This window comes from Pseudomonas sp. HP_12 (genome assembly GCF_055283955.1).
Genome location: NZ_JBTOQG010000034.1, coordinates 78,020 through 91,823, shown reverse-complemented (window position 1 = coordinate 91,823; position 13,804 = coordinate 78,020). Strand labels below are relative to the sequence as shown.

The 13,804-nt window shown below is 63.6% G+C and carries 10 protein-coding genes; 5 read left to right on the top strand and 5 right to left on the bottom strand.

Annotated features, from left to right (window positions below):
• Positions 1-70: 70 nt before the first annotated feature.
• The 5 genes from gatC to ACYASU_RS18970 all read left to right on the top strand — a co-directional run bounded on the left by gatC (position 71) and on the right by ACYASU_RS18970 (position 4,828).
• Positions 71-358, top strand: a complete 288-nt coding sequence (gene gatC, locus ACYASU_RS18990) for an Asp-tRNA(Asn)/Glu-tRNA(Gln) amidotransferase subunit GatC (protein WP_122534975.1) — start codon at positions 71-73, stop codon at positions 356-358.
• A 15-nt stretch (positions 359-373) separates the two neighbouring features.
• Positions 374-1,825: an Asp-tRNA(Asn)/Glu-tRNA(Gln) amidotransferase subunit GatA gene (gene gatA / locus ACYASU_RS18985; protein ID WP_192170697.1), complete on the top strand. Its 1,452-nt coding sequence runs from the start codon at positions 374-376 to the stop codon at positions 1,823-1,825.
• An 11-nt stretch (positions 1,826-1,836) separates the two neighbouring features.
• The gene (gene gatB, locus ACYASU_RS18980; RefSeq protein WP_192170696.1) at positions 1,837-3,282 is read left to right on the top strand and encodes an Asp-tRNA(Asn)/Glu-tRNA(Gln) amidotransferase subunit GatB; all 1,446 of its coding nucleotides are present in this window, start codon (positions 1,837-1,839) and stop codon (positions 3,280-3,282) included.
• A gap of 73 nt (positions 3,283-3,355) precedes the next feature.
• Complete coding sequence (locus ACYASU_RS18975; RefSeq protein WP_282370478.1) at positions 3,356-3,730, top strand: septal ring lytic transglycosylase RlpA family protein; 375 nt, start codon at positions 3,356-3,358, stop codon at positions 3,728-3,730.
• 45 nt (positions 3,731-3,775) lie between these two features.
• The gene (locus tag ACYASU_RS18970) at positions 3,776-4,828 is read left to right on the top strand and encodes a calcium/sodium antiporter (RefSeq protein WP_463583815.1); all 1,053 of its coding nucleotides are present in this window, start codon (positions 3,776-3,778) and stop codon (positions 4,826-4,828) included.
• A 22-nt stretch (positions 4,829-4,850) separates the two neighbouring features.
• Here the strand turns inward: ACYASU_RS18970 and ACYASU_RS18965 are convergent, their stop codons facing one another.
• From ACYASU_RS18965 to ptsP, 5 genes are all read right to left on the bottom strand, one after another.
• Positions 4,851-5,792, bottom strand: a complete 942-nt coding sequence (locus ACYASU_RS18965; RefSeq protein ID WP_133776254.1) for an AEC family transporter — start codon at positions 5,790-5,792, stop codon at positions 4,851-4,853.
• Between the two features lie 102 nt (positions 5,793-5,894).
• Positions 5,895-7,457, bottom strand: coding sequence for an alkaline phosphatase D family protein (locus tag ACYASU_RS18960; protein ID WP_463583705.1), 1,563 nt, complete (start codon positions 7,455-7,457; stop codon positions 5,895-5,897).
• 624 nt (positions 7,458-8,081) lie between these two features.
• A complete protein-coding gene (locus ACYASU_RS18955) occupies positions 8,082-9,812 on the bottom strand; it encodes a PTS fructose-like transporter subunit IIB (RefSeq protein WP_192170693.1) in 1,731 nt (576 codons plus the stop codon).
• A gap of 16 nt (positions 9,813-9,828) precedes the next feature.
• Positions 9,829-10,767 carry a 1-phosphofructokinase gene (gene pfkB, locus ACYASU_RS18950; RefSeq protein WP_463583704.1) on the bottom strand — a complete coding sequence of 313 codons (939 nt, stop codon included), beginning with the start codon at positions 10,765-10,767 and terminating at the stop codon, positions 9,829-9,831.
• Entirely contained in the window at positions 10,767-13,628 is a 2,862-nt protein-coding gene (gene ptsP / locus ACYASU_RS18945) for a phosphoenolpyruvate--protein phosphotransferase (RefSeq protein ID WP_463583703.1), read from the bottom strand. Before ptsP ends, pfkB begins: the two co-directional genes overlap by 1 nt.
• Positions 13,629-13,804 lie beyond the last annotated feature (176 nt).

Below are 13,804 nucleotides of genomic sequence, written 5' to 3'. Positions count from 1 at the left end.
CGTTTAAAGGGCGTAGTGTTCCGCAATCTGACGTACGGCCTGGCCCTTACGCATTCCACTGGAGAACCCCATGGCGCTTGATCGCTCCGACGTGGAAAAAATCGCTCATCTGGCCCGACTGGGCCTCAATGACGCCGATATCCCGCGTACTACTGAAGCACTGAACAGCATTCTCGGGCTGATTGACCAGATGCAGGCGGTCGATACCACCGGCATCGAGCCCCTCGCGCATCCCCTTGAAGCCTCGCAACGCCTGCGTGTAGACGCCGTGACCGAGGTCAATCATCGCGACGCCTATCAAGCCATCGCACCAGCGGTCCAAGACGGCCTTTATCTGGTTCCGAAAGTCCTCGACTAAGGGAATGTGCCTGCAATGCATCAAATGACTCTGGCAGAGATCGCTCGCGGACTCGCCGATAAAAAGTTTTCCTCCGAAGAACTGACCCGCACTCTGCTGGCGCGCATCGCCCAGCTGGATCCGCAGCTCAATAGCTTCATTACTGTCACCGAAGACCTGGCGATCACCCAGGCCCAGGCCGCCGACGCCCGTCGCGCGGCAGGGGAAACCGGCGCGCTGCTGGGCGCTCCTCTGGCGCACAAGGACCTCTTCTGCACCAAGGGCATTCGCACCAGCTGCGCGTCGAAGATGCTCGACAACTTCAAGGCGCCCTACGACGCCACCGTGGTTGCCAAGCTCGCCGCCGCCGGCACCGTGACCCTGGGCAAGACCAACATGGACGAATTCGCCATGGGGTCGGCCAACGAATCCAGCCATTACGGCGCGGTGAAAAACCCGTGGAACCTGGAGCACGTCCCGGGCGGCTCGTCCGGCGGTTCAGCTGCGGCGGTTGCCGCGCGTCTGCTGCCCGGCGCCACCGGCACCGACACCGGCGGTTCCATTCGCCAGCCTGCCGCACTGACCAACCTGACCGGCCTGAAGCCGACTTACGGTCGCGTGTCGCGCTGGGGCATGATCGCCTACGCTTCCAGCCTCGATCAGGCCGGCCCGATGGCGCGTACCGCTGAAGACTGCGCGTTGCTGTTGCAAGGCATGGCGGGTTTCGACGTCAATGACTCCACCAGCATCGACGAGCCCGTGCCGGATTACAGCGCCAGCCTGAATGCCTCGCTGCAAGGCCTGCGCATTGGCGTGCCGAAGGAATACTTCAGCGCAGGTCTCGACCCGCGCATCGCCGATCTGGTCATGGCCAGCGTCGAGGAGCTGAAAAAGCTCGGCGCCGTGGTCAAGGAAATCAGCCTGCCGAACCTGCAACACGCGATTCCGGCTTACTACGTGATCGCGCCGGCCGAGGCTTCCTCGAACCTGTCGCGTTTCGACGGCGTGCGCTTCGGCTATCGCTGCGAAGACCCGAAAGACCTCACCGATCTGTACAAGCGCTCCCGTGGCGAAGGCTTCGGCCCTGAAGTGCAGCGCCGGATCATGGTCGGCGCCTACGCGCTGTCGGCCGGTTACTACGACGCTTACTACTTGCAGGCGCAGAAGATCCGCCGCCTGATCAAGAACGACTTCATGAACGCGTTCGCTGAAGTCGACGTGATCCTCGGCCCGACCACGCCGAACCCGGCCTGGAAAATCGGCGCCAAGAATGCCGACCCGATCGCCGAGTACCTGGAAGACTTCTACACCATTACCGCCAACCTCGCGGGCCTGCCGGGCCTGTCGATGCCTGCCGGTTTCGCCGACGGCCTGCCGGTGGGCGTGCAACTGCTGGCGCCGTATTTCCAGGAAGGCCGCTTGCTGAACGTTGCCCATCAATATCAGCAAGTCACCGATTGGCACACCCGCTCGCCGGCTGGCTTCTAAGGAGAAAACACATGCAATGGGAAGTCGTCATCGGGCTGGAGATTCACACCCAGCTCACCACCCAATCGAAGATTTTCTCCGGTAGCGCCACCACGTTCGGCTCCGAGCCCAACACTCAGGCCAGCCTCGTCGACCTGGGCATGCCCGGCACGTTGCCGGTGCTGAACCAGGAAGCCGTGCAAATGGCGGTCAAGTTTGGCCTGGCCATCGACGCCGAGATCGGTCAGCACAACGTGTTCGCCCGCAAAAACTACTTCTACCCGGACCTGCCGAAGGGTTATCAGATCAGCCAGATGGAATTGCCGATCGTTGGCAAAGGCCACCTGGACATCACCCTGGAAGACGGCACCATCAAGCGCATCGGCGTGACCCGCGCCCACCTTGAAGAAGACGCCGGCAAGAGCCTGCACGAAGACTACAGCGGCATGACCGGCATCGACTTGAACCGCGCCGGTACGCCGTTGCTGGAGATCGTTTCCGAGCCGGACATGCGCTCGGCGAAAGAAGCCGTCGCCTACGTCAAGGCGATGCACGCGCTGGTTCGCTACCTGGGCATCTGCGACGGCAACATGGCCGAAGGCTCGCTGCGTTGCGACTGCAACGTGTCGATTCGCCCGAAAGGCCAGGTCGAGTACGGGACGCGCTGCGAGATCAAGAACGTCAACTCGTTCCGCTTCATCGAGAAGGCGATCAACAGCGAGATCCAGCGCCAGATCGACCTGATCGAAGACGGCGGCAAGGTCATTCAGCAGACTCGGCTGTACGACCCGAACACCAACGAAACCCGCGCCATGCGCAGCAAAGAGGAAGCCAACGACTACCGTTACTTCCCCGATCCTGACCTGCTGCCGGTGATCATCGAAGACGCGTTCCTGGAGCAGACCCGCGCCACCCTGCCGGAACTGCCACCGCAGAAACGCGAGCGCTTCCAGTCGCAGTTCGGCTTGTCGCTGTATGACGCCAGCGTGTTGGCGTCGAGCCGCGAACAGGCGGACTTCTTCGAGAAGGTGGTGAGCATTTCCGGTGACGCGAAGCTCGCGGCCAACTGGGTGATGGTTGAGTTGGGTTCGTTGCTGAACAAGCAAGGCGTCGAGATCGACGAGTCGCCGGTCAGCGCTGAACAGTTGGGCGGCATGTTGCTGCGCATCAAGGACAACACCATTTCCGGCAAGATCGCGAAGATGGTGTTTGAGGCCATGGCCAATGGTGAAGGCAGCGCCGACGAGATCATCGAGCAGCGCGGCCTGAAGCAGGTCACCGACAGCGGCGCCATCGAATCGATGCTGGACGACGTCCTCGCCGCCAACGCCGAACAGGTCGAGCAATACCGTGCGGCGGATGAAGCCAAACGCGGCAAAATGTTCGGCTTCTTCGTCGGGCAGGCGATGAAAGCATCGAAAGGCAAGGCCAACCCGGGCCAGGTCAACGAGCTGCTGAAGCGCAAGCTCGAAGGCTGAGTGCATTCACCCCAGTGATCGTTCCTGCGCCGGGCGCGGGAACGATCATCGCTTTCTGTAGGGACCCTGCCCCATGCAGCGAATCCTCGGCGCCTGCGCCCTGCTCTCTCTGCTGGCCGGCTGCGCCAGTGACGGCATCATCGACCCGCACGGTTACAACGCCACCGGCGGCGCCTCTTACTACGGCTCGCAACATCACGGTCAGCGCACCGCCAGCGGTGAACGCTTCGACGCCAATTCCCTGACCGCCGCGCATCGGCAATTGCCGTTCGGCACGCGCGTGCAAGTCACCAATCTGGACAACGACCGCAAGGTCATCGTCCGTATCAACGACCGCGGCCCGCACACCCGGGGGCGGCTGATCGATGTGTCACGTGCAGCCGCCGCGCAATTGGGTATGCTGCGCAGCGGAACCGCACAAGTGCGGGTACAAGCCCTCGACGACTGACTGGTGCCCTGAATTCTCGCCCTAACGAATCTGCCCTTGCCCACACTGATCGAGCTGGTCAGCGGCCTGCTGCTGATGATCATCGGCGCGCAACTCTCGGTGCGCGCTGCCGTGGCCCTCGCCGCCCTGCTCAAGACCCGCCCGCTGTTCCTCGGCCTGACCGTCGTCGCGCTGGGCAGCAGTGCCCCGCAACTGGCGGTCGGGCTGCAAGCGGCGTTCACCGACAGCACCGACATTGCGGTCGGCAGCGTCATCGGCAGCAATATTTTCAACATATTGGTCACGCTGGGGCTGTCCGCTCTGATCATCCCGCTGCGCGTGGCCCGGCAACTGGTGCGCGTTGATCTGCCGCTGATGATCGCTGCCACCGCCCTGGTCGCGGCGCTGGCGTGGAATGGCGAGCTGAGCGCGCTGGATGGCGTCGTGCTGTTGCTGGGCATGGCGGCGTATCTGTTCGTTGTGGTCCGTCAGTTCGCCCACGGCGCGCGGCATGTGCCGAGAACAGACCTTGAGCCGCGCTGGCGCATCTGGCCGTTGCTGGGCCGTCTGGCACTCATGGCCTGCGGCCTGGCGCTGCTGACACTTGGCAGTCATCTGCTGGTCGGCGCGGCGGTCTCGGTGGCCCTGGATCTGGGCCTGTCGGAGCGGGTGATCGGCCTGACCGTGATCGCCGTCGCAACCTCGCTGCCCGCGCTGATGACCTCGCTGGTCGCCGCATTGCGCGGCGAGCGGGATATCGCAGTGGGCAATATCATCGGCAGCAACCTGTTCAACCTGCTGGGCGTGCTCGGCATCACGGCGTTGATTTCCACCGGGCCGTTGTCGATCTCGCCCAATGCGCTGGATTTCGATTTGCCGGTGATGCTGGGCGTCGCGGCGCTGTGCGTGCCGCTGTTCTACTCGGGGTACCGAATCACCCGGCTGGAGGGGCTATTGATGCTCGGGCTTTACGCGGTGTACGGGCTGCACATCGTTTCGTTTACCACGGGCATGCCACTGGCCGAGCGGCTGGAACGACTGATGATCCATTACGCGCTGCCGGTGATTGCGCTGTGCATTGTGGTGGGGACGGTGCGGGCGTGGCGGCGTCAGCATTGATTGGCGACAGCCCGAATCAAGACTAAATCCACCCGCCCCACTGCAGAATGAAAATCCCGACGTTGGTCGTCACCGCCGCCGCCAGGGTGGTCATGACGATGATTGAGGCGGCCAGCTCGTGGTTGCCGTTGGCCGCGCGGACCATGACGAAACTGGCCGATGCGGTCGGGGCGCCGAAGTACAGAAACAGAATCCCCAGTTCCGCATGACGGAAGCCCAGCAGCCACGCGCCCAGCGTGCAGATCAGCGGCAACCAGACCATCTTCATCAGGCTCGCGCTGATCGCCAGCGTGCCGCTCTCTCGCAACGACTTTAACGACAGCGTGCCGCCGATGCACATCAGCGCCAGCGGCAGGGTCATCTGCGCCAGATAGCTGCCGGAGGTGTCGAGCCATTTGGGGAGCGGGATCTGGAAATAGGCGAACGGCGCCGCGACGACAATGCTGATGATCAGCGGATTGGCCATGACGCTCTTGGTGATGCTCCACGGGTCGGACTTGATCACCGGGCTGTAGACCGCCAGCACGACCGTGGACAGGGTGTTGTAGAAAAGAATGACCAGCGCCGCCAGGATCGCACCGAGGGAAATGCCGTAATCGCCGTACATGCTCGCGGCCAGGGCGAGGCCGATGACGCCGTTGTTGCCGCGAAACGCCCCTTGGGTGTAAGTGCCACGCTCGGCGAACGGCACTCGGTAGATCGCCCAGCCCCACGACAATGCGAAACCCGCAAGGGTAGCGACGATGAAGTAGATCAACACGCCCGGCTGAAACGCCGCGTGCAGGTCAGCGTGAATGATCCCCAGAAACAGCAGCGCCGGCATGGTGCAGTTGAACACCAGCGACGAAGCGGTGTGGATGAAGCTGTCGTTGATCCAGCCCACGCGCTTGAGCAACACGCCGAGAAACAGCATCGCGAACACCGGCGCGGTGATGTTCAGGGTTTCCAGAAAGATTGCCAGCATGCACGCCAAACCCTGAGCCGTCGTTAGGTGGCTAATGATAGGCCAGCGGCGCGGGAAGTGTTACCGGCAATTACGCAGTGGTCGTACAACCCAAGGGCTGCGTCAGGCGATGAGCGCAGGCTGCAGCTTCTTCTCGAACACTGAAACCCCGTCCAGATCCCGCAGCGTTACGGTCATCTCCCCGCTCTGACCGTCGATGTTCACCTCACCAAAAAACTGGAAGCCGGCGAAGGGTGAAGTGTTCTGCGCCGGGGGAGCTTTCTGGAACACCAGTTCAGGGCCGAAGGTTTTGTCCAACGTATTGGGCCCGAAGCTGCCGGCATTCAGCGGGCCGGCAACAAACTCCCAGAACGGGTCGAAATCCTGAAACACCGCCTGATCCGGATGGTAGTGGTGAGCCGCGCAGTAATGCACATCGGCGGTCAGCCAGACGGTGTCGCGCACCTTCTGCTGGCGCAGGAAGCCCAGCAGCTCGGCGACTTCCAGTTCACGTCCTCTCGGCGCGCCGTTGTCGGTGTTGGCGATCGCTTCCCAGCGCATCACGCCAGGGCTGATCTCGCCGTCGGGCACGCCAAGGCCAATGGGCATGTCGGCGGCGATGACTTTCCACTGAGCGCCGGAAGCTTGAAGTTCGCGTTTGAGCCAGTCCAGTTGCTGGCGGCCGAGGAATGCGGTGGTGGGTCCGGGTTTGTCGGCGAGATTGGCGTCGTTGCCGTCGCGGTAGCTGCGCATGTCGAGCACGAACACGTCGAGCATCGGACCGTAAGCGATTTTGCGATAGACCCGCCCGCCGTTGTCGGCGCTCTGTAGGCGCATAGGGGAGTATTCAAGGAACGCCTGACGCCCGCGCGCCGCCAACAGCTGGATGTCTTTGACCTTGTAGCGGTCGTCGAGCTGTTTGCTCGGTGACCAGTTGTTGGTCACTTCGTGGTCGTCCCACTGCCAGATCTGCGAGACCTCGGCGTTGAAGCGCCGCATGTTTTCGTCCATCAGGTTGTAACGGTAGGCGCCGCGGTATTCGTCGAGGGTTTCCGCGACTTTGCTTTTTTCTTCGGTGGTGATGTTGCGCCAGACCCGACCGCCTTCGGTGACCACTTCGGCGGGCACCGGACCGTCGGCGTAAATGGTGTCGCCGCTGTGGATGAAGAAGTCCGGCAAGCGCAGGCGCATGGCTTCGTAGATGCGCATGCCGCCGATCTCGGGGTTGATGCCGAAGCCCTGGCCGACGGTGTCGCCGCTCCAGACGAAGCGGATGTTGCGGCGATTGACCGGCACGCTGCGCAAGTGACCGAACCAAGGTTCGCTGGCGACGCCGGTTTGCGCGTCTTCGAAGAACACGCGATAGAAGATGGCTTGATCCGCCGGCAGCCCGGTCAGATCGACGCGTGCGGTGAAGTCGGTGCGCTGGTCGGCGAGCAGCGAGACCGTGCGGCGCGGGTTGCTGAACATGCTGCGGGTGTCCCATTCGACCACCATGCGCGCCGGCCGGTCGCTGCGACTCCAGACCATGGCGCGGTCGCCGAGCACGTCGCCGGACTGCACGCCGTCGGTCATCTTCGGACGGTCCTTGACCGAAGCAATGACCGCCGGCGCAAGCCCCGGCACCAACAATCCGGCGCCAGCGGCCTGGATGATACGGCGGCGAGTCAGGTCGAACCGGGACATGTTTATCCTCCTCAAGCGAATGCCAAAAGAAGGACGCTAGCAGCGGATTGTTTGCGGGAGATGACAGGGCAGTGAACAGGCCGAGTGTTGTCTGTATCCGGCACAAGATCCAGTGCCGAGCCCGGTCCCTGTAGGAGTGAGCTTGCTCGCGAAGAGGCCTGCACATCTGCCACACCTCAGCGCTTGGAACATCGCTTTCGCGAGCAAGCTCACTCCTACAATTGATCGTGTTCGCCCGCGGAAATCCGGAGCGCACTCAGCCTCCTGTAGGAGTGAGCTTGCTCGCGAAGAGGCCGAACATGCAAAAGCATCTCTGGCGGCCGGACCGAGCACTTGTAGGACTGGCTTTAGCCGGGAAGGCGTCAGCATTCACACCAAAAATCTGATGGCGAACACACCGGCCTCTTCCCGGCTAAAGCCGGTCCCACTGACCGCATGCACTTTGTGGACTGGCTTTAGCCGGGAAGGCGTCGGTATTCACACCGCAATTTTGATGGTGTGCCGACGGGCCTTTTCCCGGCTGAAGCCGGTCCTACTAAAGCATCGCGTGCATACAACAGGACCGGCTGGAGCCACAATTTGTAGGACCGGCTTTAGCCGGGAAGTGTCCGGTGCGGTCAGCGGTCAGGCGCCGGCGGGCACCGCGTCCAGCTCTGCCGTTTCCGGCCGTTTCAGCAGCGCGTACAGCACGCCCGTCACGACGCTGCCTGCCACGATCGCCAGCAGATACAGCAGCGCATGGTTGATCGCATTCGGGATCAGCAGTACGAACAATCCACCGTGAGGCGCCATCAGTTTGCAGCCGAAGAACATCGACAGCGCACCGGTCAGCGCGCCGCCCACGATGCTGGCCGGAATCACCCGCAGCGGGTCTTTCGCGGCAAACGGAATCGCGCCTTCGGAGATAAAGCAAAGCCCCAACACAAAGGCGGCCTTCCCCGCCTCACGCTCGCTCTGGGCAAACTTGCGCCGGGCAATCAATGCCGCGATGCCCATACCAATCGGCGGCACCATACCCGCAGCCATCGTGGCCGCCATCGGCGCGCCACTGCTCGAGGCCAGCAAGCCCACGGAAAACGCATACGACGCCTTGTTGATCGGCCCACCCAGATCCACACACATCATCGCGCCCAGCAGCACGCCGAGCAGCACCGCGTTGGCCGTGCCCATGGTGTCGAGGAAGTGGGTCAGCCCTTCAAGCATGCCGGCAACCGGCTTGCCTACCACGTAAATCATCACCAGCCCGGTGAACAGGCTCGCCAGCAGCGGAATGATCAGGATCGGCTTCAGCGCTTCGACACTGGCCGGCAGCTTCGCGTAGCGATTCACCGCCCAGGCGCTGTAGCCCGCAAGAAACCCGGCGATGATCCCGCCAATGAAGCCAGCGCCCAAGGTGCTCGCCAGCAGACCACCGATCATCCCCGGCGCAAGGCCCGGACGGTCGGCAATGGAGTAAGCGATGTAACCGGCCAGCAACGGCACCATCAACTGGAACGCCGCGCCCGCGCCGATCTGCTTCAAGGCTGCCGCCAGCGTGCCCGGTTCTTCCGCCGCGTGAATGCCGAACACGAACGACAGCGCAATCAGCAAACCGCCCGCCACCACCATCGGCAGCATGAAAGACACGCCGGTCAGCAGGTGTTTGTAGACGCCGGTCTTCTCTTTCTTGGAGGAGGCCTTGGATGCCGAAGCCGTGGATTCAACCTCCGCCTCCGCCAAGGCTTTTTTCAACGTCGCTTCGGCCTGCTTGAGGGCGACACCGGTGCCGCAGCGATAAATGCGCTTGCCAGCGAAGCGCTCGGTGGCGACTTCAATATCACACGCCAGCAGCACCACATCGGCGTCAGCAATGGCCTGGGCGCTGAGCGGATTACGCGCACCGACCGAGCCCTGGGTTTCCACCTGCAGGTCATAGCCGAGTTTTTTCGCCGCCTGCTGAATCGCCTCGGCCGCCATAAAGGTGTGGGCGACGCCGGTCGGGCACGCCGTTACCGCCACCAGACGCGGCTGCGCGCTGGACGTAGCAGACGGGGCGGAAGTTGCGGTGTGCTCGGTCGCCAGCGCCGCCGCTGAACGCAGGAAGCCATCGGCGTCCTGCAACGCTTGCGCGGGCGTGGCCTGATACAGGCGCTTGCCGGAGAAACGCGCCAGGTCCAGCGCGCCGGTGTTGACCACCAGCACCCAGTCGGCCGCTTCGATGTCGCCCGGCGACAGTTGCTTCTCCGGATGGCGCGGATCGTGGATCTCGACGCTGGTGCTCCAACCCTGACGCTGGGCCGCCGCGTCCAGCAGACGGGCACTGAGGACGCTGCTGATTTTGCCGTTCGGACAGGCCGTAACGATGGCTAACTTCATCACACTTCCTCTCTTGTTATGCCGTCAGGACGCGGACGTTGACGCCGCTTTCCAGACGTTTCAATTGCGCCGGATCATTGATGCCGAAGCCGATCTGAGTCACGGCCATGGCCGCAATGGCCGTGGCGGTGCGCAGGGTTTGCTCGGGTTTGTGCCCGCAGAGCAAACCGTGAACCATCCCGGCCAGCAGCGAATCACCCGCGCCGACCGTGCTGGCGACCGTGACTTTGGGCGGCAGCGCCTGCAGCGCCACGTCGGCACTGAACCAGTGAACGCCTTCTGAGCCCTGGGAAATCACCACGTGCTCGATGCCGCGCTGGCGCAGGTCCGCCGCCGCTTGCGCTTGAGCGTCAATGGAAATGATCGGCGCATCGAGGGCGTCGGCCAGTTCTTCGGTGTTGGGTTTGATCATCCACGGCGACGCTTCCAGTCCGGCGCGCAAGGCTTCGCCGCTGGTGTCCAGCGCCACTTTCAAACCCATCGCGTTGAGGCGCAGCAACAGCGTTTTCAGCCAATGGGCGCTCACGCCACGGGGCAGACTGCCGGCCACGACCACCGCATCAAAACCTGCCGCGATCTGCTCAACCCGAGCGGCCAGCGCCTGTTGCGCCTGGGCGCTGACTTCGGGGCCTGGGCCGTTGAGGTCGGTAATGCGCCCGCTGCTTTCGGCCAATTTGATGTTGCTGCGCGTCTCACCCGGCACCCGCACGAACTCATCGACGAAGCCGCGCTTGGCGAACAGGGTTTCAAACGGCTGCTGGTTATCCACGCCGAGGAAGCCGGCAACGGTCAGCTCGTGGCCCAAGTCAGCCAGCACCTGAGCGACGTTGATGCCCTTGCCCGCCGCGTGGCTGAGCATGGCGTCGCTGCGGTTGACCTGGCCGATCTGCAAGGGGCCCAACTGCACGGTCAGGTCCAGCGCCGGGTTCATGGTCAATGTCAGAATTTTCGCCATTACAGCCCCTCCACCAAGGCTCGCACGTCTGCCGCGCTGCCAACGGCCAGGGCCGCCTGCGCAAGTTTTCGGGCTTCGATCAGATTCAATTCACGGACGCAGGCTTTGACTTCGCCGATGCTCCGCGCCGAGACGCTCAATTCATCCACACCCAGGCCGACCAGCACCGGCACGGCCAGCGGGTCGGCGGCCAACTCACCGCAGACGCCCACCCACTTGCCATGGGCATGGGCCGCACGCACGGTGATGTCGATCAGTTGCAACACCGCCGGGTGCAGGCCATCAGCCTGGGCGGACAGGGTCGGGTGACCGCGGTCGATGGCCATCGTGTACTGGGTCAGGTCGTTGGTGCCGACGCTGAAGAAGTCCACTTCCTTGGCCAGCACCGGCGCCAGCAACGCCGCCGACGGCACCTCGATCATGATCCCCAGTTGCAGGTCGGCCACCGGGATCTCCAGACGCAGGCGCTCGGTCATGTCCCGGGCCTGACGCCATTCTTCAACGGTGCCCACCATCGGGAACATGATGCGCAGCGGGCGATTGTCCGACGCACGCAGCAATGCGCGCAGCTGGCTTTCCATGATGTCCGGGCGCTGCAAGGTCAGGCGAATGCCGCGCACGCCGAGAAACGGGTTTTCTTCTTTATCGATGGGCCAGTACGGCAGCGGTTTGTCGCCGCCGACGTCCAGGGTGCGAACCACCAGCGGGCGACCGTCGAGGTCTTTGAGCACGCGACGGTATTCGGCTTCCTGGGTCGCTTCATCGGGCGCAGAGCTGTGGGCCATGAACAGCAATTCGGTGCGCAGCAGGCCAATCCCTTCGGCGCCCTGCTCCACCGCGGCCGGCGTACCCGCGCTGTCACCGATGTTGGCGAACACCTCAACGGCGTGGCCGTCCTGGGTGATCGCAGGCTTCATGCGCAGCGCAGCCGCAGCCTTGAGGCGTTGCTCGCGGGTGTCGCGGTCCTGCAAGGCGCGCTGCAGGGTTGCTTCGCCTGGCGCGACGTCGAGACGCCCGCGCTGGCCGTCGATCAACAACTGCGTGCCGGATTTGATCAGCAACACGGCATCGCCGGCACCGACCAGCGCCGGGATGCCCAACGCCCGGGCAACGATGGCGCTGTGGGCCGTGGCGCCGCCGCGGGCGGTGAGAATCCCGGCGACGCGCGCAGGGTCCAGACGTGCGACGTCGGACGGCCCGACTTCGTCCATCACCAGAATGTACGGTTCTTCGGGCTCAACCAGATCCTCGACACCACAGATCTGCGCCAGCACGCGGCGACCGACATCCCGCAGGTCAGCGGCACGTTCGGCCAGCAGCGCATCTTTCAGCTGTTCCTGCTGACGGGCGGCGGCCTCGATTACGTTCATCCACGCCGCTGCCGCGCTCTCGCCTTGCTTCAAGCGCTGGGCCACTTCGTCGACCAGTTCGGGGTCGGCGAGCATTTCCTGGTGGGTGACGAAAATCTCGCGAATGGCCTTCGCCGTGCTGCGCTGAATCAACTGCTCGATGTCGATGCGCACCTGCGCCAGCGCGCTGTGCAGGCGTTCGTGTTCGACGCTTTGCGACTCGCCCTGGGCCGGGTAATCGATCACCGGCAGAACCTGCACGTGGGCCGGGCCGACGGCGATGCCGGGCGCCGCGGGTACGGCCTGAATTTGAGCGCCGGCAACGGGCGCGCTGAGGGTTTTCTCAACGATCGCCGGAGCTGGCGCGGATTCGCTGTGGGTCGGCAACGGCTCGATTTCTTCGCCCAGGCCTTCGAGCACCGCAGCGATCAACGCAGGCAAGGCATCGGCGGCAATGGTCGGCTCGGCAATGAACTCAAGGGACTGACCGCGCTGCACGCCGAGGCTCAGCAGTTTGCTCAGGCTCTTGGCGGACACAGGATTCTCGGTGCCGTCGACAATGCGCACGCGGATGTCGCCGTCGAAGCCTTTGGCCAACTGCGCTAGGATTTTCGCCGGCCGCGCGTGCAGGCCGTGGGCATTGGCCAGGGTTACGCGCTCGCTCGGCCAGTCTGGCGGCACTTCGCCGCCCAATGCCTGGAGCACGGCGCGGCTGCTGGTGGCCTTGCCCAGTTCGTGGCCGCGGCCTTCAATCAGCAACGAGCACAGGCGTTCAAGCAACGCCTGGTGTGATTCGCCCAGACTGGCGAGGCAAAACAGCCCTGTCAGCGACTGACCCAGATGCCGCATGGGTTTGTCCGGGGTAACGAAGGCCAGTCCGGGCTTGTTCACCATCTGCTCGCTGTGCAGCCACCAGAGGCCTTCGCCCAATGGCAGCGGCTCGACCTGCTGCAGGACCGCCGCGAAGCCGTTGTTCACACACTCGGCCTTGCGCAGCAGACGCGCGCCGCGCCAGACCAGTTCTTCGAAATCATCGACCATGACGCCCAGGCTGATCATCTGCGCATCGAGGGCCAGTTCCTGCGGCGCGCCTTGCAGCAGTTTGAGCAGCGACTCGGGGTCCTTCGCCTGACGCAGGGCTTCGCCCAAGTCGTTCTCACCGAGGGCGCGGGTCAACAGCTGGAGCAAACGCAGGTGCTCGTCAGACTTGGCGGCGATGCCAATGGCCAGATAAACCATCTGCCCGTCGCCCCAGTCCACGCCTTCGGGGAATTGCATCAGGCGCACGCCGGTGGCAAATACTTGGTCGCGGGTCTGCGGCGTGCCGTGGGGAATGGCGATGCCCTGCCCCAGAAAGGTCGAGCCCTGTTGCTCGCGCGCCTGCAAGCCTGCAAGGTAGCCGGCAGCCACCAGGCCGTCAGCGACGAGCAAGTCAGCCAGCAGTTGCAACGCGGCGGGCTTGTCCACCGCCGACTGGTCCATGGAAATTTGCTCTATGGTCAGCTCGAGCATTGCGTTCTCCTGTGCTGCGCGAGGTCGCGCCAGATTCTTGTTGTAGGACCGGTCGTAGACACCGATGACTGACGGTTTGCGAATATTGAATGCGGCATTCAGAGGTGCGATTGGGCAAAAAGTGCCATAAACAGGCCTGCTGAATCGTTTAATCTAAAGTGTCGCGCACGTTACTT

Excerpts from the sequence above, each read along its gene's own strand:
- gatC (WP_122534975.1), top strand. The coding sequence starts at position 71 with ATGGCGCTTGATCGCTCCGACGTGGAAAAAATCGCTCATCTGGCCCGA.
- gatA (WP_192170697.1), top strand. The coding sequence starts at position 374 with ATGCATCAAATGACTCTGGCAGAGATCGCTCGCGGACTCGCCGATAAA.
- gatB (WP_192170696.1), top strand. The coding sequence starts at position 1,837 with ATGCAATGGGAAGTCGTCATCGGGCTGGAGATTCACACCCAGCTCACC.
- ACYASU_RS18975 (WP_282370478.1), top strand. The coding sequence starts at position 3,356 with ATGCAGCGAATCCTCGGCGCCTGCGCCCTGCTCTCTCTGCTGGCCGGC.
- ACYASU_RS18965 (WP_133776254.1), bottom strand. The coding sequence starts at position 5,792 with ATGCTGGCAATCTTTCTGGAAACCCTGAACATCACCGCGCCGGTGTTC.
- ACYASU_RS18960 (WP_463583705.1), bottom strand. The coding sequence starts at position 7,457 with ATGTCCCGGTTCGACCTGACTCGCCGCCGTATCATCCAGGCCGCTGGC.
- ACYASU_RS18955 (WP_192170693.1), bottom strand. The coding sequence starts at position 9,812 with ATGAAGTTAGCCATCGTTACGGCCTGTCCGAACGGCAAAATCAGCAGC.
- pfkB (WP_463583704.1), bottom strand. The coding sequence starts at position 10,767 with ATGGCGAAAATTCTGACATTGACCATGAACCCGGCGCTGGACCTGACC.
- ptsP (WP_463583703.1), bottom strand. The coding sequence starts at position 13,628 with ATGCTCGAGCTGACCATAGAGCAAATTTCCATGGACCAGTCGGCGGTG.